The following is a 22,776-nucleotide window of genomic DNA, read 5'->3' as shown; positions in this document are numbered from 1 at the left end:
AAAAATAACTTATCGGTGGTGGGAGAATGAACGCTATTAGTTCAAACAAAACATTTATGGACAGGATTGGGATCCCTTCTAATTTAACTTGGGGATACATAGGGATTATTGTTTTTATGATTGGGGATGGTTTAGAACAGGGATGGTTATCCCCTTATCTCGTTGAAAAAGGACTAACGCTAGAACACGCTGCTTTCTTGTTTACTATTTACGGAATTACTGTATCTGCTTCTTCTTGGTTTTCAGGGGTATTTGTACAAATGTGGGGACCAAGAAAAGTCATGACGTTTGGTTTAGTATCATTCATTTTAGGTTCAATCGGATTCATCGGTATTGGAATTCAACATATGAATTATCCCGTAATATTAATTTGCTATGCCCTACGAGGGTTTGGTTATCCCTTATTTGCTTATTCTTTTCTAGTTTGGGTATCTTACAGTACTCCTCAGCAAATGCTTTCAAGAGCAGTTGGCTGGTTCTGGTTCGTATTCCAGCTTGGGCTTAGTGTTATAGGGGCCTTTTATTCTAGCTATATGGTTCCTAAAATCGGAGAAATCGCTACTTTATGGAGCGCCTTAATTTTTGTTGTCGTCGGTGGATTATTCTCAATTGTTGTAAATAAGGACAAGTTTAAAGCACAAACCGTAAGCACTAATAAATCAAGCGAATTACTAAAAGGCATTACCATCGCATTTGAAAACCCTAAAGTTGGTATAGGTGGTATTGTCAAAATTATAAATTCAGCCGCTCAGTTTGGATTTGTTGTTTTCCTGCCTACCTATATGATGAAATATAATTTTACGATGACTGAATGGCTTCAAATTTGGGGTACTCTATTCTTTGTAAATATGGTGTTTAATATTATTTTTGGTATTGTTGGAGACAAATTTGGCTGGGTAAATACGATTAAATGGTTCGGGGGAGTCGGTTGCGGAATTGTAACTCTTGCACTCTATTATGTACCACAAATGGTAGGACATAATTATTGGGCTGTATTATTTGTTGCCTGTTGCTACGGAGCAACACTTGCCGGCTATGTACCTCTTACAGCATTAGTCCCATCTTTATCTCCTGAAAATAAAGGAGCTGCAATGTCTGTCTTAAATTTAGGTTCAGGTTTATCAGCATTCGTTGGGCCATTAGTTGTAACTGCATTCATCGGCCCATTAGGTGTAGGCGGCGTGATGTGGATTTTTGCTGGCTTGTACTTCTTTGGTGCATTTTTAACTCATTTCCTTACTATTCCAAAGGAAAATGAGATGAAGCAGGATTTAAATACGAAAAGCGGTGAGCAATTCTCTGTATAAATCCTATATATAAAAGAAGGTCATCCTAACTATACTTAGTTACGATGACCTTCTTTTGTTACATTCAAATAGGCTTATAAAAAATCTATCATGTAATATCCTTTACTGAGGATCGCTCTACTAACTGAGGAATAATTGTAATTTTTTGCTTAGCATGCTCCTTCATTTCCATCGTTTTTAGCAGTTGTTCAAACGTACAGGCTGCCATTTGTTTAATTGGCTGTTCAATTGTTGTTAACCCTGGATCTGCAATCTCAGCATAGATTGTATTATCAAATCCGATAATTGATAAATCTTCTGGAATTGAAAGCCCTTGTTTTCTTGCTTCATTCATAAGGCATATAGCAATCAAATCTGTACAAGCAAAAACCGCTGTAGGCCTGTTAGGCAAATTAAGTAATTCCTTACTTGCACGTTTACTATCTTCCACTGTCGAATAGCAACTAACGATAGCAGCATCATCTAATGATATCTCTGAATCCATAAGAGCTTGTTTAAAACCATTCAGTCTCCCTAAGCTACTTTTTCTATCCTTCTCCATCATAATCGTTAAAGATGTATGGCCTTTCTGCGTCAGATAATTTCCAGCTAGATAGCCTCCCCTCATATCATCAGTTGTCACAACATGAGTCGTGATGGATGGATGATCTACAGTGAATAAAACAAGTGGCAAATCTCGATTCACGATTTTTTTAACAAGTTTATAATCATTTAGTTCCGTCGCAATAATAATGCCATCTACTTGCTTTTTAAATAATAAATCAATGTATTCATGCTCACGTTTTGTTTGATGGTCTGTACTACATAAAATGAGTGTATACCCTGATTCTCGTGCACTATTTTCAAAAGCTCTTGCTACTTCTGCAAAAAATGGGTTTGAGATATCTGGGACAAGTACCCCAATTGTATATGTTTTTTTACCTGTTAACGCTGCTGCTACACTACTAGGCTGGTAATCTAATTCATCCATTATCTGATTTACTTTGTTTATTGTTTTTTCACTAATACGACCAGTTTGATTAATTACCTTGGATACAGTTGCTATTGATACACCTGCTTTTTCCGCAACATCATAAATTGTTGGTTTCACTTTAATTGTCCCTTCTTAATCATCTTTTTCTATATTTTATCATAAATATATTTTGCTTCTTGGTACACAAATGGAATTCTTTTAAAATTTGTAAGTATTTCTATCTTATAGCGTAACGCTTCATACTTACGAGCTAATCAACCTTGATAAAGCACCGGTAGAAAAGTATTTGACTAATTTGATTATTAGACATTTAATATCCACATGCAAGACACTACAATATTACTCATAAAATTATGTAATACAATTGACTACATCTTAAGTCGCTAAAAAGAATTATCTCCTTTATTTTTTATCGTCACCCTTCCATAGTACCTCCATATGTTGTATAGAGATATCTCCTTCTACATTTCATTGATGCCTCTTTCAAGTCCTAATACACACCTTAAAAAGAGCACTTTTAAAAAGTGCTCTTTTTACTTTGAATGTCACTCATCCTACAATGAAGTAAGATCTTAACTTATGAATAATTTATTGAACCCCTGCTAATAATATAAATAAATTGGTAATAGCCAATCTGTATCCATAATGAATCTCTAATTTTCTTGAATTCTCCCTGAGGCAAGGCGGCTATTTTTTATAGCTGCCTTTCTTGTATGAATTTTGAACTACCCCCACTTTCACTTTGTTTAGAAGTGAGGGATTCCTAAGTAAAGAGTTCTATCGAACTCTAATTGATTAGGCTAACCCCGCAGTCCTTGCGGTTAGAAGCCTTATCGCTTCATTCTTTATATTGATACTTGCGTTAATATCCCTATCATGGTGTATACGACAAGAAGGACAGTCCCATTCACGTAGGTTTAAATTTTTAACGTCTTTATTTTGATATCCACAACAAGAACATAATTGGCTGGAAGCAAATGTTTTCGATACGACAATGACTTGTTTGCCATACCATTTTGCTTTATATTCCAACATAGTTCGAAATTGTGACCATGATACCTCACTAATTGCTTTTGCTAACTTATGATTCTTTAACATATTCAATACTTGCAAATCCTCTATACCGATCACATCGTGGTTTTTGATGATGTCAGTTGAGATTTTATCCAAGTAATCTTTTCTAGCATTTGATATGTATTCATGAATTCTAGCTAACTTGACTCGTTGTTTATTCCAGCGAGAAGATCCTTTCATTCTTCTAGAAAGAACACGCTGTGCTTTCGCCAACTTATCTTCCAATGATCGGAAAAACTTCGGATTTTTATAGGGTTTTCCATCTGACAAAATAGCGAAATCTTTTAGTCCTACATCTATTCCAATGTAAGAATGTGTTTTCGGAAGTTCTTGTACTTCTGTTTCAACTAATAGTGACACAAAATATCTGCCAGAAGGGCTTCGTCTAACAGTGGCACTTACAATACGTCCCTCTACTTCACGACTTTTGGCACATCGAACAAGGCCTAGTTTCGGCAACTTTATTTTGTTCCCTACAACGGCAATATTTTCATTTGTTTGTTTTGTGGTATAAGATTGTACGTTGTTCTTCTTAGATTTAAAGCGCGGGGCGCTGTTTTGTTTTTTGAAAAAGCGCGTATAAGCATCCGCAAGGTTGCGAACAGACGACTGAATCGCAATACTATCCACTTCTTTGAGCCAAACAAACTCTTTCTTCATGGCAGGGAGTTTGGCAGAGCATGTACCATAGGTCAAGCCTTGCCCTGTCTCTTTGTATGCGTGATCCCATAAGGATAGGAAATGATTGAATACAAAGCGGGAACAACCAATCGTTTTGTTGATTAGAATTGCTTGTGCTTGATTTGGATAGATACGAAACTTATAGGCTTTATTAATCATCATTTCATTCACCTCCATTTCGGTATATAACTATTATAAACCAAACGTACATTCGATAGATAGTAAAGTAACACTTTCTATATGTCGAACAATTAAGATGGCTTCCTGCCATCCCTTGTTCGAAGCCAATTCATCTCCCACCTACTCCTGGGCTGTTGCCCTTCACACACTCCTTGAGGAAGGAATCTTCTTGGCTAAAATGATAAATATATACACATACTATTAACGGAAGGCTTGAATCATTGTCATTGAAAATGTTCAGCACTTCCGCTCCTTAAGAGAACAGTCTACGCAACTGTTCTCTTTCCTATTTCCTTTTTTCACGCATATAATCTGACAAGCATTATTAACTCTAACTCTCCTACAATCAATCGCATTGCAACATTTTCAATATTCCCTCAACAAATTCTCAATATTTTTCATGGACAACAGCACACTTTCTCAACGGTTTTAATATCTTAATATTAGATACTCAAAGGAGGTGTTGAAAAATGACTTGGTTCATTATTTTAGGATTTATGCTTATTTTAATAATAAGCGGTTTTCATGCACATAGTATTCATATCGTTTTCAAAATAGGTTCAGATACAAAAGCTGTGCCAAGTTGGTCTTTCGTTAATAAAATAAACTTCCAAACATTAAAAGAATTAATAAAAGGACTAAATAAGGATAAACTTAAAATCCTTACAATAGGAGAACTTGTTATTCCTTTAAGTTTCTTTAATAGATTATTTAGCAAAACATTAATTTTTCTATTCCTATTCTTTTACTCTCAATACTTAAACTAACGTAATTTAAGATCAGTTAAAGAATAACAATCACTAATCTTAGCAAGCCAACATTATTCAATCACCTATGATGAACTGGCCCCAAAGAGTTAAACAAAAATTAAGCGACCATCTGAATGTGAGTCCGGTATTGTACTGGACTCATTCCTTTTAACTGTACTTTGATTCTTTTGCGATTGTAATGACCTAGATAATTATCTAATACTATCTTAATATGTTCCATACTTTCAAATTTCATAAGATAAATTACTTTTGCTTTGTCTTGTTCTGGAATTCCTTCTCTTTTTCAACTAAAACCTTTAACTTTTTTAAATAATCTATTTCCATACGTAAACATTCATTTTCACCTTTTAATGCCTCTATAGCCCCTTCAATAGCTGCATTATCTAACTTTGATTTTGTATTTGTAATTCCCATAGCTGGATCCCCTTTCTTCTTTTATATAGGAAATCCATGTCTTATAAATCATATATTTCCCTTCATCTACGGACTATTTCAATGAATTCCTTAAGACAAACGATTCATTTATTTCCTTTGAATTTAATCTATTTATAAACATTTCAGATATACTCTTTGATAGATCCCACTATATTCATTCCATATTTTTCTCTCCTAAATGAATCATAGTACATATTATCCTCAATACATTTATAGGTTTTTATAGGATTTTTAACAAAATCTTCTTACATTTAAATAGACATACTACTTTAATCTGTCAACTCCACCTATATTAATAAATACGAAAAAACAAATATATTTGACGTTTCGATGACTTCTAACAGGAAAATATATACATTAAATGAAACCTGATATATCTTTAGTTTGTAAGTTGTAGTTAGTTGGCCAACTTTCCATACAATTTAATAATTTAAAATATGGGGGATCTAAAATGAATCAAGTATTAAGAAAAAGTAAGAAAAAAATGATGTATCTAGTTGGTTCACTTCTAATTTCTCTATCAATGTTTTCAACTACTAGTTTTGCAGCTACAGAAGGTGCTGTAAAAAGTGTTACAAATAGTACCTATACTGGGATTGCAGGTGATATAAATCTACCAAAATCAGTTGTTGTTAAAGATGGATATGTGAATTGGTATTTAGGTATTGGAGCATCTAAAGTTGAGGGTGGCATTTCAAAAACACCAAGTGGATATAAAGTATTTCTTAATTCAGGATATAATGAATCAGGTCAAAACAGTAAGTATTGGAACACACAATATGATACATCAATTAAAGATGGTGATCGGGTAAACCTTAAAATAATTAATAACGGAAATGGTACGGTTACTATGTATGTAAATGGAAGCCCTAGATATGCAAATCAGCCTGTATATGGCTCATTTTCTCAATACGAACCAGTAAAAATGGTTCAGGGTGTTGAAGATGCTGGACGTAATTCTTTTAGCCAGGCTAGCTTTTCAAACGTACTTCTAAGAGCCGATACATCTGGATCTACCTACAAAAGTTGGAACGGTTCAATTTCTTCCTCATTTTCAAGACACGGTACTTATGGTAACAATTTCATAGTTTATTCCCAAGTACCCTTAAGCGCAAGTCTACGCTAAAAGTGTTATGTGCATAATAATGTTTATGTGAAAAGGTAGTTGCACTTGCAGCTACCTTTTTTCATATAGGGTACATTGTAATAGATATTCGCGGCAACATAAATACCATCTTTCAACTTTTTCAAAAAATAAGTTATTTATTTAAATGTTATGTACAAAAAACGTAGAAATATTTAATTCCTACGTTTTTTATAGGTTGATCACTTCATTCATTTACTATTACAATTCCTCAAATTCATCAATTTCAGCTTTACGCTTTAAAAATATTTCAATATCTTTATTTACTCTTTCCATTAAACCAAGAGCGTGTCTATCATTTAAAGCTAATTCTTTATAATCCCATATATATTCTATTGTTGTCGCTTTACTTTGTTTATGATCTGCAAAATACCATTCTAAAGGCTGTAAAGGATTAGATACTTCAAACAATTCAGCTGGGTACCATGAAGGCAGGTTTTCATCTTCACCTAAGATTAGATAGTCTAATTCTCCACCCAATGAACTAATACCATAAACCACATATTCCTTATAGATTTCTAAATTTATTATCGAATTTCGATTATATTCTTGTTTTAATAACCCCTCTGAAAATGTATCTCCTGAATTTTTTATACATTTTACTTTCATATACAAACTCCTATCAACAAAAAATTAATTTTTAAAATTAAAATCATCGAAATTGATATAATAAAAACCGCAGAAATTAAATATCCCCACGGTTTTATGTTTACCTAAGGCTCTTTTCATTATTTTACAACAATATAGAATTCACCTATCATTTCTTCTTGAGCATCTTGAAATGTTTCTAAAATCAAATCCGCTTCTGCGGCCTAACATATTCTTACTATCTTTAAAAAACTCCCATTCTATTGTTAAAGGAAGAGTAACCCATGCTGTTAACCAATCCCACAACGCATCAGCATTCTCTCCATAATAATTCGGTAGACCTAATTTATTTTTCAATATTTTATGCATTATCTCTTTACTTGTAAATTTCCGTTATCTAATTGGATTGTTTCTATAATAAATATCCTCTCCATTTCATCTCAGTATAGAAACAAAGTCTATGGATGTTGTCATGAATTGATTAGCAGACTTTTAGCCCGCTATAAACTCAGCGTTTTTTTCCGTTGGAACACCCGGATCATATAACACATTACATAAATCAATGTTATCAATATTTCTCGCAGCTGGAATATCAATCTTATGGCTTGCTATTCTATTAGCTCAGTCCGTAAATGCATTTGCAAGATTTATTCCCATATTGAAACCTGTGAGAAATTCTGGTGTTTTTTACATCCAATACTTGTGAATTTTCCACAAGTATTGGATAGTTTTTCATTATAATACTTATCTTTCAATTTTTATATCCTTACACCATATTTCTAATTTCATAGGAGGCATAATTATATTACAGGTATATAATTTCAAGCCCTCTTTTTCTACTTCACCAATTTCAATATCATGAAGAAAATATGGTAACTGTTCATATGTAAATGTTTTTATTGGTTTTTCCTTTACATACCCCATGCTATGTTTGAAATCTATTCTATAGCAACCGCTAAATTGAAAATCTACGTCGTCATTTTCATCCTTATATGTTAGGTGTACCTCATCACCAAAATAGTCGCATACTAATTTAGTAACCCATGCATCACAATAGCGTAACTTTTCAAATTCTGCTTGTATTCTCTGTACGTTCATTTTCGACCTCAATTCTTACTTTTTATATGGAATATGAGCATCTGGACTTTTAGCATCTACTATACTCATATTTACATCTAATGGATTTTTATTCTCATCATATAAATGTACATGATTATATTTTATTACTTTATCTGGTGGATCTATTCTCATCCTTTCCTCCTTCACCCAGCCGTTTCAATTGCTATTCCTGGTACAAAAAATTCTAATCAAGTTAAAGAAAACTCTTCACATTTAATTCGTCCATTATTATTAGATAATGAAATTGAATTCATTAAACTACTTTAATCAAGTGCTTATTCTTCCATAAAAAATTATGCTGATTTTTCTACCAAATCCATGCTACTACTTCTTCTCCACTAGAACATATCTTTAACACTTCCACCCTATTCTTCTCTTTTTCCAACAATATCCACAGTTTATACGGTAGTTGAGCCCTTATATTCAACTACCTTATAATAGTTCTACATTATATTAAATTATCTACTACATTAGTTGAATACATGCTAGGACATCATGCAAACCAAATAAACAATTAATTCAGAAACATTTTTAGAAACTTCATTATCTCACAATTACTTTTTTTAAAATAAATCAAAAAATTTTTCTTTACTTTAAATTCCATAGTTCATATAATTTTCTATAGAATTACATTTTTTTCTAAATAGCTCCTCATTTCTAAGTATTCAAAAGGGAAATTACAAATTATTATACCCTTATGTTTAACCAAGTAAAATAAAAATCCAGTTTTTCACAAGGAGAAGTGACTGCATGCAAGATATTTTAAAATTATTTCCGAGCGTTGACGGAAATGAAGAAAAACAACAACTTTTATTAGAATCTATGCAGAAAATAATTAAAAATCTTGACCGATTAAAAAATGAAGAGCGAGCTACTTTAGGTAAATGTGAGGAAAAATCAGAAGGATACTATAATAGCTTAATTCACCAAAGTCATATACCACTAGATGGAATCACTATGTCTGAGGTTATAGAAGAGCTAAACCAATTTATGAATGGCCATCCTTATCCAAATAAATACTACTTGTCTAATGCTGTACCACTACCAAGTATTCCATCACTACTGGGTATACTAACCATGGCACTTTTAAATGGTAATGGCGTTTGGGATGTCTATGGCCCAGGGGCAGCTGAAGCAGAAGTAAAAGTTGTATCCATGCTTTCAAAACAGATTGGTTATAATCCGCATAATAGCGGTGGTTATACAACATGGGGTGGACAAGGTTGTGTATTTTCGAGCTTACGTTTAGCAATTTCTAAACAATTCCCATCAGCAAAAGAACATGGTGCTCCACAAAATGTTTATTGCTTTGCTTCTGAAAATGCACATTATAGTTTATTAAAGTCAGCTGAAGCAACTGGCATTGGATCAAATCACTTAATTAAAGTGAAAACTGATCCTTATTCAAATTCTATGGATATAGATGATTTAGAGGCAAAGATGGTACAAGTTATTAATAATGGTGGTATCCCCCTTTATATTCTAGCTACTATGGGGTCAACAGATACTTTTACCATTGATGATATAAAAAAAATTAAAGAGAGCGCTGAAGCAATACAAAAAAAATATAAATTAAAACCTATTTATATCCATGCGGACTCTGCAATGGGTGGATTCTATAGTTTCTTTAATAATTATAATTTCGAAGAAAATCCACTTTCATTTGAACCTAACTTAAAAAATGCTTTACTATACGTACAAGATAAAATGCAATATATGGCACTTGCTGATAGTGTATGTTTTGATTTTCATAAATTAGGACAAACACCTTATGCTTCAAGTATTTTAATCGTAAAAAATCATACTGATTTACAACTGATGGACATTGAACAAGATGACACACCTTATCTTGGTAATAGGTCATATGGAAGTTATCATACAGGCTATACCTTAGAATGTTCACGATCTGGTAGTGCTATTCCAATGTATATCAATCTATTAGCCCTTGGAATTGAAGGATATCAAAAATTATTAGCAAATTATATTCGTGTAAATCTATTATTTAGAGAGAAGTTGCGCAAGGCCCTCCCTCAAGTCGCAATTACAAATGATTTTACATATGGACCAATTACAACCTTTCGGTTCTATATGAATGGAGATGGCCAAGAAAATTGGGAAAAAGAACGAATAGGTCTTGCAACAAAAGAAGAAATTGAGGATACAAATCAGTTAAATATAGAACTATTTAATTATCTAGGAAAAAATCGCGATCAAATATTTTTAGGCGATACAACTCGCTCATGTGTAGTAGACGCAATAAACAGTTGTGATAGAAATCCGATTTCTACATTAAAATTCTTTTCTATCTCCCCATATACAACTGTTGAATGTTTAGATGAGGTCGTAGCATTTCTTTATGAACATATTTCGATTGCTACTAAACAGATTTATTCATATGTTTAATAATCATATTTGTTAGCGCTTTAATAGTTAAACTTAACTAAATTAAATAAAATTTTTAATCCTTTTAATTACTATTAACTATATCAGGAAAGAGGAAAAACATATGAATATAGAGCTACTTGATACACACCACGTGAAAGATGCAGCACATTTACTTGCACATTCTTTTGTGAATAATGAACCTCTTGTAAGCAGTTTACAAATTCCTTTTGCTCCTTTTCACAAAATGTGCGAAGAAATGATGAAACAAGCTGTATCTCAAGCCATGTCATTTGTAGCAATAGAAAATTTTCAAATTGTTGGAGTTCTTTTAACAAAAAAAGTAACCCAACCACTAATAGATACAGAGAAAGCGATTGAACTATGCCCGCAAATGGAACCTATTTTTCAACTTTTAGATACATTAGAGACAGAATCTATTGAGTTTTCTCATTTAGATAAAGAAAAATTGGTCTATCTAGATATGGGCGCTTGTCATCCAGATTGGATGGGAAGTGGTATAGTCACTACCCTTCTTTCACATGCCATTCAAGAAATAAGTAAAAGAGATTATGATTTTATTGCTGCTTGTACAAATAAAATTTCTCAAAAAATCCTTAAAAAACTGTATACAACCTTTGAAATGAATGAAATAGTGTATAGTAAATTTCTTTATAAGGAAGCATATCCATTTGCTAACACAACAACTTCCTTAGCAGCTCAATTACTATATATACCTCAATCTCAATTCGTCATTAAAGCCATATAAATTTGTGAAGAAGACTAGCTGTACTTTTGTGCAGCTGCTTTTTTATATGGAGTAAATAAGTAATAGATATTCAGGTTAACATAAGTGAAACTTTTCACATTTTAACTTCTTCGAATTCAATAGCCACTTTCTAAGCCTAACCTATCGAGATCACTCTTATATTTGCTTTAACATGTTTTAATTTCATACGCCCCACTATTTCATCTATAAAAGCAACTTACTTAGACACTTCTCCCTATTCTAATGTCTAATTTTTTACTTTTTAATTAACGAGTGATACATATCTTCCTACTCTTAAACACTTTAAGACATATTGCCTGATAACCTCTTAATATTCTCTATAATTTTAACGGTTAAAAATCTCTTTAATTTCGTTTTTCTATTCATTCATATCCCATTCCATATGAAGATTTCTTAAGGAAAAAGAGTGTAATCTAATAATTTCTCCTTTCTTCTCATTATTTTTAAGGAGTTTTAAGCAGATTCCTACTACATTCCTACTAGATAACATGCTCACTAACTATATAAAGACTCTACTAAATCATTAAAGGATTCTCCTTTCCCCTATCGAATTATTGTAGAGGAAAGGAGAGGAATACATGGAAATTCTAGGTTTAGATCCTCGGGCATTAGCGACTTTAGGTGCACTTGAATACACCAATCGTCGTAATAAATTAATCGAAGACTCGGAGAATAATATATACGAGTGTAAAGAAATAAAAGAGATACTTCAATCACTCCCTAAAGAGAAGCAGATTGAGGTTCTTGAGAATCAAGCTCATTTTGAAGCTGTGGCAAAGATGATTGAACAAAACAATTTAATTCTTTTAGAACAGATGAAAGTTCTACAGCTAATTCAGAAATAACAAACTTATGATTAATTAATTCTACATATGCTTCTATATATAATGTCTCTTTATCTATACTACCAGCCTCTGTTTTTACAGGGGCTTTTGTTATGCGTTGATTCATATTTTGAATTTGGATGGTTTCTTTCACATGTATGAATAGATCTTCTAACAAACCTGGTGTAGACCCTAATTCCTGCTTTTCAATTTCCTCTGTGACGGCACTGATAAATTCCCATAGTACTTTTGCACCTAGTAGTTCTGCTAAACGTGTTTCACGCATTTCAAATGTTTTCATGTTCATGTAAATACACTCCTATAATTTATATATAGTGATAAAAATATTATATTCTTATGTAAAATTGCCTAAAACTCTTTCTAAACTTACATTTCTTAAAAATCAATACATAATCTTAAAAATCAAATATTTTTAAACACACTTCGTGTTGTTCTGAATCAAAAAAAATTGTTTGGACTGTAACACCATAAAAATTCGCTAATTTTATTTTTATATTATCCCGTGGAATTCTCTGACCATTTTCATACATTTGCAATGTACTAACACTGATCCCCACAGCCTTTGCGACTTCTTCTCTGGATTTTTCCTTTCTTAAATTAATTAGATTTTTGGCCACTCTTTCATAATTCATGTCTTCTCCCCCTAAAACCACATTTCGTGTTGTTACTTAAAATATAAACTGCACACTTTGTGTTGTCAATAGATTCTAATTTTCAACTTTTAAAAATTTTAATATATTAACACATATTGTGTTAATATATTATCAGGTGATAGAATGAAAACGTTTGGAAATATAATTCGTGATTTAAGAAAAAAAAGAGGAATTACGCAAAAAGAACTTGCTCACTCGCTTCAGTTAAGTGAAAGTACAATTGGTATGTACGAACGGAATGAACGTCAACCTGATTACAATACCTTGATACGTATAGCAGATTACTTTAATGTATCTACTGATTTTCTTTTAGGGCGAGATTTTAATGTTACAGAGGACGGAAACAAAATAGAACTAGATCAATGGCTAAAAGATATAAAATTTGCACCATCCCAAAAGCGTGAAGAATTAAAACGTTTTTGGAAATTTTTAATGCAAGAAGAAGAGTAATCAAATAAACCGCCACCCTGACAGGATGGCGGTTTATTTGATTACCCTCATATTTTATAACACCAATGATTACATTACCTACAAAATCTATTCAATTATGTTAATTGTATGCTCTTGCATCGTTCACAGCACACGACAGGAAGTATTTAATGTGATTTTGATGTTACTATAACTTTTAATATCTCAGAAATAATTTTCACATTCACATTCTTATCTTGTAGTAGCGTTGCATGAGTATGACGTAAATCATAAAAGCGAACCTTAGGAACGGCAGCCGCTTTATAAATATCTAATTTTTTACATCTTATATAATGCAGTAATACATAGGATATTTTCTATACTTTTATAAAAAAGGAAGTCCTCCTTTGAAACTTTAGTTTTCAAAATCCTCCCATTTTTCTCATCATCTCAATAAGTGTACTCTGAGAATAGCAGTTCCTCATCTCGATTATGTATCTTCGGGTCTAAATATGAGATTATACAACTCATCAAAACACATTCCTCCATCCAATTCAAAGTTTTCTTAAACAAAATTCACATTAATTCATTATCTTAAATGAATAACTTCTCCTGATATAAATTCCAAATATATCCTCCGCTTTAACAATTAATATAGGAAGATTGCACCATATATTTTTATATAAATATTTTTAAAGAAAACAGCATGTTTAAGCCTGCTCTCTAAATATGTTCCTTCTCCAGTTCATTTGTAAGCAAATAATATAGGAAGAATTTTATTAATTTTGTGTAACCGATGTAACACTATATGTTCAATTACACACTCTAATTTACCTTTCTCTTGCAATTCATCGAGGTAGTTTTATTAGATAAAATGTATTAAATTCCCGTTTTGTCTCGAATATTTTCTATTCACCGTATCGTGTGAGATGAGGCGATAACAACATTGCATTTGAAGAAGGAAGGATGCATACAAAAAAAGAGCAATCTCATGAATGCTCTTTTAAATGCGATATCTAACTCTTATTCTATAATTTTTGCTTCAATATGAGGTAGCGTAATTTTATAATTAGCTGTTGATTCATATGTATGAGACCCCATTACCCTTCCATATACTGTAACTATATCTTTATCAACAAATTGCGTCGTGCCATCATAAGTGACATAGATGATATCATTAGAATTATAGCCATAGGACTCTTTTGTAACAGCTAATCGTATAATTGTAGAGTTTCCACTTTCCATTATTTGCAATATCTCACCTTGATACTTTACAAATTCCATTTTAAATTTATCAGGTTTTTTCTTAAATTCTGCATAACGAATTTGTTTAGCTTCTTGCTTCTGTTTCTCTCTTGATTTTTTATCCGATTCTTCTTTAGTATAAGCATTTGCTATCTCCAGCTCGCCTAATCTGTTAAACCTAATTTCGTAATTTTTAGCATCAAAAGAAGATTCTTTTATTTCTCCATTCTCTACAGCCACTTTCTTTTGAATATCTTTATAATTTCCATATTTTTGATGAAATTCTTGATTATTTGCACTATCGACATACATAGTAGCAGTTACTTTATAGCTTCCATTTACTATAAACTCATAATCTCCTAGTTCAATATGAATTTTACCATCTTTAACAGGCACATTTCCTCCATAATGCTCTTTTGTTGTTTCATCTTCGATTGAAACACCAACTGTTGTACCTTCTGGTATATTAGTATTCGCATTAACGGTAACAATATCTTTGTCTTTTTCGTATGCAATATTCTCTAATTTGAAATACATGGTTTCTTCTTTTTTTATTTCAGCTGTTTTTTCAGTTTCAATTGTTTCTTTATCTTTAGCAGAGACTACTTGTTCCCTCTTCTCTTTACCAGTAGAATTTTCGTCAGTATATTGAGCACACACCACCCATAAAATTAAACAGCCTATAGTTAATCCAAACCATTTCTTCTGATTACCTTTTCTTTTTAAAAGGGACATTATACCCATAATGAATAGGACAATTGCTCCTAAAAAACTAATTAAAGACAAAAAATCAGACATTCTAAAGTTCCCTCACATTCTATGTATTTATTTAGCGTTTTAATTAAAAATCCTAATAACTTAATAAATTGACATTTCGATAACCCAAAGTAATAATAACATTGGGATGCTAAATATAACAATAATTTCTTTTAAAAACCAATAAAGTAAAATTACTCAAAACAACAACAACAACAACAACAACAACAACAACAACATTAAAAAAAGAAATTCATAAGGTCATTTTTATTTGGTGGGCTGAACTAACTGATACATGCGGCAATAAATTAGGGATCTGGCTAAATACAAATAATTCGTGATGACTTAGAAAAAATTACATTCGATCACTTTGATTATAAAAAAACCTCTAAATTCGTTACAAAATACTGGGAATCTCCTGCGTATAATAGAATATAATTAGCATTAATATTCTTTTTGAAAGGTGGTGATTGCTATGATGATTTTTGATGATATCAATTTACCTATTGCTCTCTTTTTCTTGTTTTTCATTATTTTTCTTGGGAACAAAGGAAAAGATGCCAGCACATTATGTTTATCACTTTTATTCGGTGGGATGGTGGTGGATTACTGGCTAAATATAAAAGGACTCAACGATACGTATATTAGTACGGCTTGGAATGTATTCTATTGTACTATAATGATCATTCTAATACCTATAATGATTCATAAAACTATTAAAAATATAAAATACATAAAGGAAAAAATAAAAAGAAATTGAGCTATATAAAAATGCGACCGCCCGTAATAGGCGGTGTTTTCTACGTTCATTAAGGTGCGTTACTAGCGTATATTTACATAAGTCGAACCAGCCGTAATGTATCAAAAAGACTGCCACCTTGTTAAGGTGGCAGTCGCTAATTCGAATCCAAACGAGATTATACCTAAGAACCCCTCCTTGATATTTAGGAGGGGTTCTTAGGTATAACAATGGAACAGCTCTTTTAAGGAAGAAAACCCCATTTGACTTAAGCTTCTTTTCGATATTTAGCTAATACTTGTTCTAAACGTTTACGTTCACCTTAGGCGCATTCTTTTCTAATGCTATTTCCATTGCCTTGAGAACAAGTTGTACATTCAAATTTTCAATCCCCGTATTAATCCCTTCAGCCACAAATGGTTTACTAACTCCAAAGTTTGCTCGTTGAATGCTATTGGATTTTCTTCTGCTACTTTTTTATCACATAAGCAGCTTGCTGCTTTTTTTCCTTCATATCAAAAGCCTTTAAGCTAATTTTGCTCGCTTTAGGTTAGAGCCATCTTGTTAGTTTATTACGCATAGATTCTTTTTTTCTTATCCTATATTTCTGACCTTTTAATCTGTCCATTTCCACGAATCACATATTATGATTACATTTATAAATCACCCTTACAATTGAACTACCCCCACTTTCACTTCGTTTAGAAATGGAGGATTCCTAAGTAAAGAGTTCTATCGAACTCTAATTAATTAGGCTAACCCCGCAGTCCTTGCGGTTAGAAGCCTTATTGCTTCATTCTTTATATTGATACTTGCGTTAATATCCCTATCATGGTGTGTACGACAAGAAGGACAGTCCCATTTACGTAGGTTTAGATTTTTAACGTCTTTGTTTTGATATCCACAACAAGAACATAATTGGCTGGAAGCAAATGTTTTCGATACAACAATGACTTGTTTGCCATACCATTTTGCTTTGTATTCCAACATGGTTCGAAACTGTGACCAAGATACTTCACTAATTGCTTTTGCTAACTTACGATTTTTTAACATATTCGATACTTGCAAATCCTCTATACCGATAACATCGTGGTTTTTGATGATTTCAGTTGAGATTTTGTCTAAGTAATCTTTTCTAGCGTTTACCATGTATTCATGGATTCTAGCTACTTTTACTCGTTGTTTATTCCAGCGAGAAGATCCTTTCATTCTTCTAGAAAGAACACGCTGTGCTTTTGCCAACTTACCTTCTAATGATCGGAAAAACTTCGGGTTTTTATAGGGTGTTCCATCTGACAAAATGGCAAAATCTTTTAGTCCTGCATCCATTCCAATGTACGAACTTGTTTTCGGAAGTTCTTGTACTTCTGTTTCGACTAATAATGACACAAAGTATCTGCCAGAAGGGTTTCGTCTAACAGTCACATTTACAATACGTCCCTCTACTTCGCGGCTTTTGGCAAATCGAACAAGACCTAGTTTTGGCAATTTTATTTTATTTCCTACAACGGCAATGTTTTCATTTGTTTGTTTTGTGGTATAAGATTGTACGTTATTCTTCTTGGATTTGAAACGCGGGGCACTATTTTGTTTTTTGAAAAAGCGTGTATACGAATCCGCCAGGTTGCGAACAGACGACTGAATCGCAATACTATCCACTTCTTTGAGCCAAACAAACTCTTTCTTCATGGCAGGAAGTTTGGCAGAGCATGTACCATATGTTAAACCTTTTCCAGTTTCTTTATATACGTGATCCCATAGGGATAGGAAATGATTGAATACAAAGCGAGAACAACCTATCGTTTTATTAATTAGAATTGCTTGTGCTTGATTTGGATAGATACGAAACTTAAAGGCTTTATTAATTATCATTTGATTCACCTCCATTTCGGTATATGACTATTATATACCGAACGTACATTCGATGGATAGTAAAGTAACACTTTCTGTATGTCGAACAATTAAGATGGCTTCCTGCCATCCCTTGTCCGAAGCCAATTCATCTCCCACCTACTCACTTCGCGTTCCTTGAGGAAGGAGTCTTCTTGGCTAAAATGATAAATTAGTCCCATTTAAGGTGATTTGTATTACAAATATGCATGGTTTTATTTATTGTATTTGCCGTATAAGATAATTCAGTAATAGCTAATCCATGGTCTACAGGTTTTAAATCTACATACGTAGTAACAATAAAAGAGATGGCTTATACCATCTCCTCAAATTTAATCTCTTGTTGTTTTTCAACTATACTATCTATTTCATATACCCTTTTGGCCATACGCTCAATTAACCCTACAACTAGCGCATTTCCCATACAGAAATACCGCATTCGATTGGACATACCTGTATTAGTCCAATCATCCGGGAAGCCATTTAGTCGTTCACACTCAATCGGAGTTAAAAATCGAAATCCTTTTTCATCTTTTACTACATGCGTGCTTCGATTTATACTCGCTTCACTTGTTAGCATTGTTCTGCCAGGTTTATCTAGCAATTCTGGGAATGCCATACCACCCTCAGCAAAGATATATTTATGACCATTTGCTGCGGTTCTTTCGATTTTTTTAGGACCTTTTAAATACTCAAATTTTTCGATAGCCGTCTCACTTAAGTAATAGTTATCATCTACATTTTTTTCTAATATAGATCCTAATGGGATAGGAGTTTCTTCAATCGGTATAAGTTGCGCTGTATATATCCTTCCTTCTCTCATAATCCCAGCATTCCAGTACCCTGCTGAAAAATTATCGGATACATCAACAATATCAAGCGGTAACTCAAGCTCTTTAGCTGGGTGTTTTGGTGAGGATTCCGCTTGTACAGGAAATGGAATAGCGAAGAAGCCCTTATGATGCAATAAACTATAATCTGTCTCATCCTTATGCGTAATCACATAAGGTATGTCATTTCGATACGCAAAAATAAAAATACGACGCCTTCTTTGTGCTTGTGCATACTCAGCTGCATTAATGACACGCCATTCTACATGATAGCCTAAATCTCTAAACGTAGCTAACATTACAGAAAAATCTCTACCTCTTTGTTTAGATGGTGACTTTAATAATCGGTCTACATTCTCGAGCAGCACGTACTTAGGACGTTTTATATTTACTAATCTCTTAATTTCCCAAAATAATACGCCTTTTTTTCCTTGTATGCCCTTTTCTCCAGATAAGCTACGCGCAACTGAATAATCTTGGCACGGAAAACCGCCTACAATCATTTCTGCATCTATTTTTTGAATCTCTTCGTCGGTTACAGTAGCAATATCCTTATTACAATGGATACCCTTATCCTGAAATCGTTGTGCATAACAATGAAAAGCATCTTGTGCCTTTTTTGAAGGTTCCCACTGGTTTCCCCATACGACTTGAAAGTGGTTCATTTTCTCTAATCCGATTCTAAATCCGCCCACTCCTGCAAATAGTTCTATAACATTTATCATATTTCACGAACATCCTTTCGATATATTACTCCAGTATAGACGAAAAGAATCTAAATGAACAGAAAGTACGGCAATATTTCATTTGGTCTTCCATATCATTATCAGATGTTGTACTTAATCAATACATATCCATTACTTGTTTTCTCAAGCAAAGCAACTAACGAAATATTTTTTTAGCTTATGTTCCTGAAATAATTGTTCAAATTCATTTACGAATTGATGTAAGACAAAAACCTCAACTACATGACCGTTTTCATCCTTCATTTGAATGACATACAAAAACTCTGATGCTGTTGTGTTTCTTTTCTTTTGTGCTCCCACCAATATGCCTCTGAAATGAATATAAGGAGTCCATTTTTGTAACAAAAGACCTTGTTCTGTTTTCGTATCCATAGATTCCTTCCTTCATCGTACCTAGTTTTATAGCCGTCGTATCAGTTCCAGTTGCTGTGATGTCATATTTCATCATAACCGTAGGCTTCTTGCTTTCATCTTTCACGACAAACTCTATATGATAATTAGTATATTTCCTGTCTGCATAAATTTTTTTATGCACCTTTATGACCTTCCCAATCATGTGAAAAGAATCAATTCTTTTCACAATCTTTTCTTCCTTGGTTTGTTCTTGTTTTGTTAGTAGCTCTTGTACCCTGGCAGAGTGCAGGTTTTGAGATTGTTTAGACTGCAAAGATAGATTGAGATTTGCTGTGGTTAATTGTATATCAAAGCGTTCTACACCAGGAAGTGTATCTACTTCTGTTTCCTCCATCATGGCTAAACCATAAAGTGACAATGTCGCTCGTCTCTTGGCCTTGGTTTCACACATCATAAGTGCATGAGCTAACTGAACTGGACTCAGTTTCCTTCCATCTTCCGTACTAATAGGAACCGTACCCATAGCTGTATCTTTCCGTCCACTTTTATCTGTAACCTTTACTTCTACGTAAACTGCCGTCTCTATCTGACCACGATGTACGATCTCAGCATCAATGCCATGTATCTTCCGTAACTGATCCGAACAGTTTTTTCGTGCATACAGCTGTAGTTTATTACTATCTCGAAACCTAAAAAAAGCAAAAGGGTTTGTGAATGGGTCTAGTCCGTACTTACGACATACAAAATAATAATATTGACGTTTTTCTTCCTCCGTTAATTGTGACAAATCACTATTTAATGCCAATCTATCTATAATATTTTGTATTTTATTACTCACTACGGTTCACTCCTTTTTATAAACTCATCACTCATCCTTCTTAATAAAAAAGAATAAGAAAATCCAAACGTGTAAACGCTTTAGAATCTCCTTATTCTTTCATACAACCTTTTTCTCAATGGGTGTTTTATCATAAGTTATGAAATAATATCCTTCTTCAACCTTTTGCATATTTTAAAATTTAAATCTCTTATTACCTTACTACAATTCTTGAAAAATCAAGACATTTCATCACATCCTTATTCGTACATTACTCGTCTACTTCCTACAACGCAAAAAAACTCTCAGGAATACATTCGTATCACAAATTAGCGTATATGTTCTATACACTTCCTTGTAATGAATCGTAAACCCGAAAGGTTTGTGGTCATTTTGAAGTTGTCAAAAAGGAAAAATTTTCTTAGTACCATTATTAAGTAAACTGAATGTACTTTCAATAACAATCCTCAGTAAAATACATTAGAATTTTTTATTGAAGAAGACTACTCTTTTAAATTATCCTATAGAAACTACAACTCTAGCTTGAGTTACATTCATTTTTCAAACCAATACTTTAATGATAGCTAAACCATAATTAAAGGCTTTTTTAATTTTTTTGTTATCAAAGTGTTGTTGCTAGCCTATATTCTCTATTGATTTAACCCAACAATTTTTCTTATATATTCTTTATTAATGTATAAGGCTTTTTTCTTTACTTTTAACCCAGTTGGTAATATTACAAATATACTTTCACCTGAACCTTTCGGGCGAATTTGAAATGGTGGATAGTCTGCCTTTCCTCCAGGTAAATTATCAGACCATCTCCCATGTTTTCCTACTGTTTCATCAATGTCTACTCTTACGGAATCCGTATTAAGCATATTTTTAATTTGATAATAAAGTTCTGATGCTTGCTTTATTAGTGCATCATCAGGGATCCAAATCGTATAACCTTTAAATCTGTTTTTTCCCACTTCATATTCATCCCATACAGTTAGTATATATTTTGTTTCTGCAAACCAACCATTCCAAGTAGATTCCTCAAACTCGTCATTTGATATTTCAGTAAAATCAATATTTGGAAATGACATATCTTGATTTTTACCACTAGCTAGTCTGTTGCGAACTGTTTTTATCGCATATCCTTCTTTCAAAAATTCCTCTGTATGATTCAGATTATCCCCTTTAGTCCCAAACATGAAACCAATTAAATTAAATATACTACTTTTACCGTTTACTGCTTTTTGTAATTCAAATTGAATTTCTTCACCCGTTTTACCGACATATTTATCTAAAGTTTCAGTAACCGTATCAAGAAAGCTTTTTTGAGGCGGAATATGAATATGTTCAATCTGTTCAGGTGTCATTAGATTTCTAAAATAAGCAGACATATAGCCAACCTTATAAGAGTATGCCCGCGATTTTGCTTGTTCTGTAGAGCACGGTTGGGCAACCCAGTCCTTTCCTTTACCTTGCCCTTTTGTGCATGCTCCCATTATTTTCTGTTGTTTCTCACTAATTTCATGCGCTTTTCCTTTCTGAATGTTATCAACTATTGTTTGATAATCTAATCGTACTTGCGCTTCATCAGATTTGGGCAACTGAAAACGAGCTGTCTTAATAATCTTGAATTCTTCAACGGGCTTATTTTCCTCATGAAGGTAAAAAACCAAAAGCATATTTTGTGCCTTTTTGTTTACAATACTTTCTTCAAAAGGAATTTGATAATCTTCCATATAGTTAATCATTCCTAATACAAGACGCTCTTTTGAACTGTATCCAGCCTTTACTTTCTTAAGAATTGGTGTTACTTTCAATTCGATGTGATGATGTTCGAAATCAGCACCTTTTATTGAGTTTGCTGGAATTCCGAAAAAATCAGATTGAATCATATTTCCAATATTACCTTTATCTTTTTTCTTTTTTAACCAACCTGATTTATCTAAATCACCAAGTTTTTTTCCAACAAGCTCTTCTGCTACATCGAATATTTGTTGCTCGGTCCAAGATTCAGAATAAATATATGACATTTTATCACCTCGTATTATAT

The 22,776-nt window shown here is 32.8% G+C and carries 21 protein-coding genes and 4 pseudogenes; 8 read left to right on the top strand and 17 right to left on the bottom strand.

Annotation, left to right across the window (positions count from 1 at the left end):
* The first annotated feature begins 26 nt into the window (after positions 1–26).
* The gene (locus N2V79_RS28420) at positions 27–1,307 is read left to right on the top strand and encodes an MFS transporter (protein WP_340720478.1); all 1,281 of its coding nucleotides are present in this window, start codon (positions 27–29) and stop codon (positions 1,305–1,307) included.
* Positions 1,308–1,395: 88 nt separating this feature from the next.
* Here the strand turns inward: N2V79_RS28420 and N2V79_RS28415 are convergent, their stop codons facing one another.
* The gene (locus tag N2V79_RS28415) at positions 1,396–2,397 is read right to left on the bottom strand and encodes a LacI family DNA-binding transcriptional regulator (RefSeq protein WP_340720477.1); all 1,002 of its coding nucleotides are present in this window, start codon (positions 2,395–2,397) and stop codon (positions 1,396–1,398) included.
* A gap of 678 nt (positions 2,398–3,075) precedes the next feature.
* Complete coding sequence (gene tnpB / locus N2V79_RS28410) at positions 3,076–4,197, bottom strand: IS200/IS605 family element RNA-guided endonuclease TnpB (RefSeq protein WP_340720540.1); 1,122 nt, start codon at positions 4,195–4,197, stop codon at positions 3,076–3,078.
* 488 nt (positions 4,198–4,685) lie between these two features.
* Here tnpB (N2V79_RS28410) and N2V79_RS28405 point away from each other — a divergent pair, with 488 nt between their 5' ends.
* Positions 4,686–4,982 carry a hypothetical protein gene (locus N2V79_RS28405; protein ID WP_050844914.1) on the top strand — a complete coding sequence of 99 codons (297 nt, stop codon included), beginning with the start codon at positions 4,686–4,688 and terminating at the stop codon, positions 4,980–4,982.
* Positions 4,983–5,082: 100 nt separating this feature from the next.
* On the opposite strand, the gene N2V79_RS28400 is transcribed toward N2V79_RS28405, so the two are convergent.
* Positions 5,083–5,205: an IS3 family transposase gene (locus N2V79_RS28400; protein WP_170966131.1), complete on the bottom strand. Its 123-nt coding sequence runs from the start codon at positions 5,203–5,205 to the stop codon at positions 5,083–5,085.
* A 23-nt stretch (positions 5,206–5,228) separates the two neighbouring features.
* Positions 5,229–5,399: a hypothetical protein gene (locus N2V79_RS28395; RefSeq protein ID WP_167754534.1), complete on the bottom strand. Its 171-nt coding sequence runs from the start codon at positions 5,397–5,399 to the stop codon at positions 5,229–5,231.
* 472 nt (positions 5,400–5,871) lie between these two features.
* Here N2V79_RS28395 and N2V79_RS28390 point away from each other — a divergent pair, with 472 nt between their 5' ends.
* Positions 5,872–6,546: a hypothetical protein gene (locus tag N2V79_RS28390; protein ID WP_340720476.1), complete on the top strand. Its 675-nt coding sequence runs from the start codon at positions 5,872–5,874 to the stop codon at positions 6,544–6,546.
* A 219-nt stretch (positions 6,547–6,765) separates the two neighbouring features.
* On the opposite strand, the gene N2V79_RS28385 is transcribed toward N2V79_RS28390, so the two are convergent.
* The 4 genes and pseudogenes from N2V79_RS28385 to N2V79_RS28370 all read right to left on the bottom strand — a co-directional run bounded on the left by N2V79_RS28385 (position 6,766) and on the right by N2V79_RS28370 (position 8,403).
* The gene (locus N2V79_RS28385) at positions 6,766–7,173 is read right to left on the bottom strand and encodes a hypothetical protein (RefSeq protein ID WP_340720475.1); all 408 of its coding nucleotides are present in this window, start codon (positions 7,171–7,173) and stop codon (positions 6,766–6,768) included.
* A gap of 119 nt (positions 7,174–7,292) precedes the next feature.
* Positions 7,293–7,568: pseudogene (locus N2V79_RS28380) on the bottom strand (barstar family protein).
* Positions 7,569–7,896: 328 nt separating this feature from the next.
* Positions 7,897–8,250 carry a hypothetical protein gene (locus tag N2V79_RS28375; protein ID WP_340720474.1) on the bottom strand — a complete coding sequence of 118 codons (354 nt, stop codon included), beginning with the start codon at positions 8,248–8,250 and terminating at the stop codon, positions 7,897–7,899.
* A 15-nt stretch (positions 8,251–8,265) separates the two neighbouring features.
* A complete protein-coding gene (locus tag N2V79_RS28370) occupies positions 8,266–8,403 on the bottom strand; it encodes a hypothetical protein (protein ID WP_340720547.1) in 138 nt (45 codons plus the stop codon).
* A 6-nt stretch (positions 8,404–8,409) separates the two neighbouring features.
* Between N2V79_RS28370 and N2V79_RS28365 the strand changes: the two are divergent.
* The 3 genes and pseudogenes from N2V79_RS28365 to N2V79_RS28355 form a co-directional block, all read left to right on the top strand.
* Positions 8,410–8,538: pseudogene (locus tag N2V79_RS28365) on the top strand (aldo/keto reductase); the annotation flags it as partial.
* Between the two features lie 483 nt (positions 8,539–9,021).
* Complete coding sequence (locus tag N2V79_RS28360; RefSeq protein WP_340720473.1) at positions 9,022–10,674, top strand: pyridoxal phosphate-dependent decarboxylase family protein; 1,653 nt, start codon at positions 9,022–9,024, stop codon at positions 10,672–10,674.
* Positions 10,675–10,777: 103 nt separating this feature from the next.
* On the top strand, positions 10,778–11,422 hold the full coding sequence (locus tag N2V79_RS28355) for a hypothetical protein (RefSeq protein WP_098612317.1): 645 nt from the start codon (positions 10,778–10,780) through the stop codon (positions 11,420–11,422).
* 741 nt (positions 11,423–12,163) lie between these two features.
* On the opposite strand, the gene N2V79_RS28350 is transcribed toward N2V79_RS28355, so the two are convergent.
* Together N2V79_RS28350 and N2V79_RS28345 are read right to left on the bottom strand one after the other, a co-directional pair.
* Positions 12,164–12,574, bottom strand: coding sequence for a hypothetical protein (locus tag N2V79_RS28350; protein WP_340720472.1), 411 nt, complete (start codon positions 12,572–12,574; stop codon positions 12,164–12,166).
* A 109-nt stretch (positions 12,575–12,683) separates the two neighbouring features.
* Entirely contained in the window at positions 12,684–12,920 is a 237-nt protein-coding gene (locus N2V79_RS28345; protein WP_340720471.1) for a helix-turn-helix domain-containing protein, read from the bottom strand.
* A gap of 144 nt (positions 12,921–13,064) precedes the next feature.
* Between N2V79_RS28345 and N2V79_RS28340 the strand changes: the two genes are divergently transcribed.
* Positions 13,065–13,391, top strand: a complete 327-nt coding sequence (locus tag N2V79_RS28340) for a helix-turn-helix domain-containing protein (protein ID WP_340720470.1) — start codon at positions 13,065–13,067, stop codon at positions 13,389–13,391.
* Positions 13,392–13,514: 123 nt separating this feature from the next.
* Here the strand turns inward: N2V79_RS28340 and N2V79_RS29305 are convergent.
* Together N2V79_RS29305 and N2V79_RS28335 are read right to left on the bottom strand one after the other, a co-directional pair.
* Positions 13,515–13,678 (bottom strand): annotated as a pseudogene (locus N2V79_RS29305) (site-specific integrase); the annotation flags it as partial.
* A 694-nt stretch (positions 13,679–14,372) separates the two neighbouring features.
* The gene (locus N2V79_RS28335; protein WP_340720469.1) at positions 14,373–15,392 is read right to left on the bottom strand and encodes a hypothetical protein; all 1,020 of its coding nucleotides are present in this window, start codon (positions 15,390–15,392) and stop codon (positions 14,373–14,375) included.
* A gap of 433 nt (positions 15,393–15,825) precedes the next feature.
* On the opposite strand from N2V79_RS28335, the gene N2V79_RS28330 reads away from it, so the two are divergent.
* Positions 15,826–16,110 (top strand): hypothetical protein, encoded by a 285-nt coding sequence (locus tag N2V79_RS28330; protein ID WP_340720468.1) that lies wholly within the window; start codon positions 15,826–15,828, stop codon positions 16,108–16,110.
* A gap of 294 nt (positions 16,111–16,404) precedes the next feature.
* Here N2V79_RS28330 and N2V79_RS28325 read toward each other — a convergent pair.
* The 5 genes and pseudogenes from N2V79_RS28325 to N2V79_RS28305 form a co-directional block, all read right to left on the bottom strand.
* Positions 16,405–16,595 (bottom strand): annotated as a pseudogene (locus N2V79_RS28325) (DnaD domain-containing protein); the annotation flags it as partial.
* A 244-nt stretch (positions 16,596–16,839) separates the two neighbouring features.
* Positions 16,840–17,961 (bottom strand): IS200/IS605 family element RNA-guided endonuclease TnpB, encoded by a 1,122-nt coding sequence (gene tnpB / locus N2V79_RS28320; protein ID WP_340720467.1) that lies wholly within the window; start codon positions 17,959–17,961, stop codon positions 16,840–16,842.
* A gap of 331 nt (positions 17,962–18,292) precedes the next feature.
* Positions 18,293–19,534: a DNA (cytosine-5-)-methyltransferase gene (dcm, locus tag N2V79_RS28315; RefSeq protein ID WP_340720466.1), complete on the bottom strand. Its 1,242-nt coding sequence runs from the start codon at positions 19,532–19,534 to the stop codon at positions 18,293–18,295.
* A gap of 253 nt (positions 19,535–19,787) precedes the next feature.
* Entirely contained in the window at positions 19,788–20,747 is a 960-nt protein-coding gene (locus N2V79_RS28310; protein ID WP_340720465.1) for a hypothetical protein, read from the bottom strand.
* A 629-nt stretch (positions 20,748–21,376) separates the two neighbouring features.
* Positions 21,377–22,756, bottom strand: a complete 1,380-nt coding sequence (locus tag N2V79_RS28305; protein WP_213747229.1) for a Sau3AI family type II restriction endonuclease — start codon at positions 22,754–22,756, stop codon at positions 21,377–21,379.
* Positions 22,757–22,776: the final 20 nt, after the last annotated feature.

Source organism: Bacillus sp. CH_70 (assembly GCF_038007045.1).
GTDB lineage: Bacteria > Bacillota > Bacilli > Bacillales > Bacillaceae_G > Bacillus_A > Bacillus_A cereus.
Note: the sequence above shows the minus strand (reverse complement) of the source record. Positions and strands in the feature narration are given on the sequence as shown.

What these genes read in the sequence shown, in the direction of transcription:
- N2V79_RS28355 (WP_098612317.1), top strand. Translation starts at nt 10,778, where the DNA reads ATGAATATAGAGCTACTTGATACACACCACGTGAAAGATGCAGCACAT.
- N2V79_RS28385 (WP_340720475.1), bottom strand. Translation starts at nt 7,173, where the DNA reads ATGAAAGTAAAATGTATAAAAAATTCAGGAGATACATTTTCAGAGGGG.
- N2V79_RS28335 (WP_340720469.1), bottom strand. Translation starts at nt 15,392, where the DNA reads ATGTCTGATTTTTTGTCTTTAATTAGTTTTTTAGGAGCAATTGTCCTA.
- N2V79_RS28370 (WP_340720547.1), bottom strand. Translation starts at nt 8,403, where the DNA reads ATGAGAATAGATCCACCAGATAAAGTAATAAAATATAATCATGTACAT.
- N2V79_RS28400 (WP_170966131.1), bottom strand. Translation starts at nt 5,205, where the DNA reads ATGGAACATATTAAGATAGTATTAGATAATTATCTAGGTCATTACAAT.
- N2V79_RS28330 (WP_340720468.1), top strand. Translation starts at nt 15,826, where the DNA reads ATGATGATTTTTGATGATATCAATTTACCTATTGCTCTCTTTTTCTTG.
- N2V79_RS28305 (WP_213747229.1), bottom strand. Translation starts at nt 22,756, where the DNA reads ATGTCATATATTTATTCTGAATCTTGGACCGAGCAACAAATATTCGAT.
- tnpB (WP_340720540.1), bottom strand. Translation starts at nt 4,197, where the DNA reads ATGATGATTAATAAAGCCTATAAGTTTCGTATCTATCCAAATCAAGCA.
- N2V79_RS28420 (WP_340720478.1), top strand. Translation starts at nt 27, where the DNA reads ATGAACGCTATTAGTTCAAACAAAACATTTATGGACAGGATTGGGATC.
- N2V79_RS28350 (WP_340720472.1), bottom strand. Translation starts at nt 12,574, where the DNA reads ATGAACATGAAAACATTTGAAATGCGTGAAACACGTTTAGCAGAACTA.
- tnpB (WP_340720467.1), bottom strand. Translation starts at nt 17,961, where the DNA reads ATGATAATTAATAAAGCCTTTAAGTTTCGTATCTATCCAAATCAAGCA.
- dcm (WP_340720466.1), bottom strand. Translation starts at nt 19,534, where the DNA reads ATGATAAATGTTATAGAACTATTTGCAGGAGTGGGCGGATTTAGAATC.
- N2V79_RS28390 (WP_340720476.1), top strand. Translation starts at nt 5,872, where the DNA reads ATGAATCAAGTATTAAGAAAAAGTAAGAAAAAAATGATGTATCTAGTT.
- N2V79_RS28340 (WP_340720470.1), top strand. Translation starts at nt 13,065, where the DNA reads ATGAAAACGTTTGGAAATATAATTCGTGATTTAAGAAAAAAAAGAGGA.
- N2V79_RS28405 (WP_050844914.1), top strand. Translation starts at nt 4,686, where the DNA reads ATGACTTGGTTCATTATTTTAGGATTTATGCTTATTTTAATAATAAGC.
- N2V79_RS28360 (WP_340720473.1), top strand. Translation starts at nt 9,022, where the DNA reads ATGCAAGATATTTTAAAATTATTTCCGAGCGTTGACGGAAATGAAGAA.
- N2V79_RS28345 (WP_340720471.1), bottom strand. Translation starts at nt 12,920, where the DNA reads ATGAATTATGAAAGAGTGGCCAAAAATCTAATTAATTTAAGAAAGGAA.
- N2V79_RS28375 (WP_340720474.1), bottom strand. Translation starts at nt 8,250, where the DNA reads ATGAACGTACAGAGAATACAAGCAGAATTTGAAAAGTTACGCTATTGT.
- N2V79_RS28395 (WP_167754534.1), bottom strand. Translation starts at nt 5,399, where the DNA reads ATGGGAATTACAAATACAAAATCAAAGTTAGATAATGCAGCTATTGAA.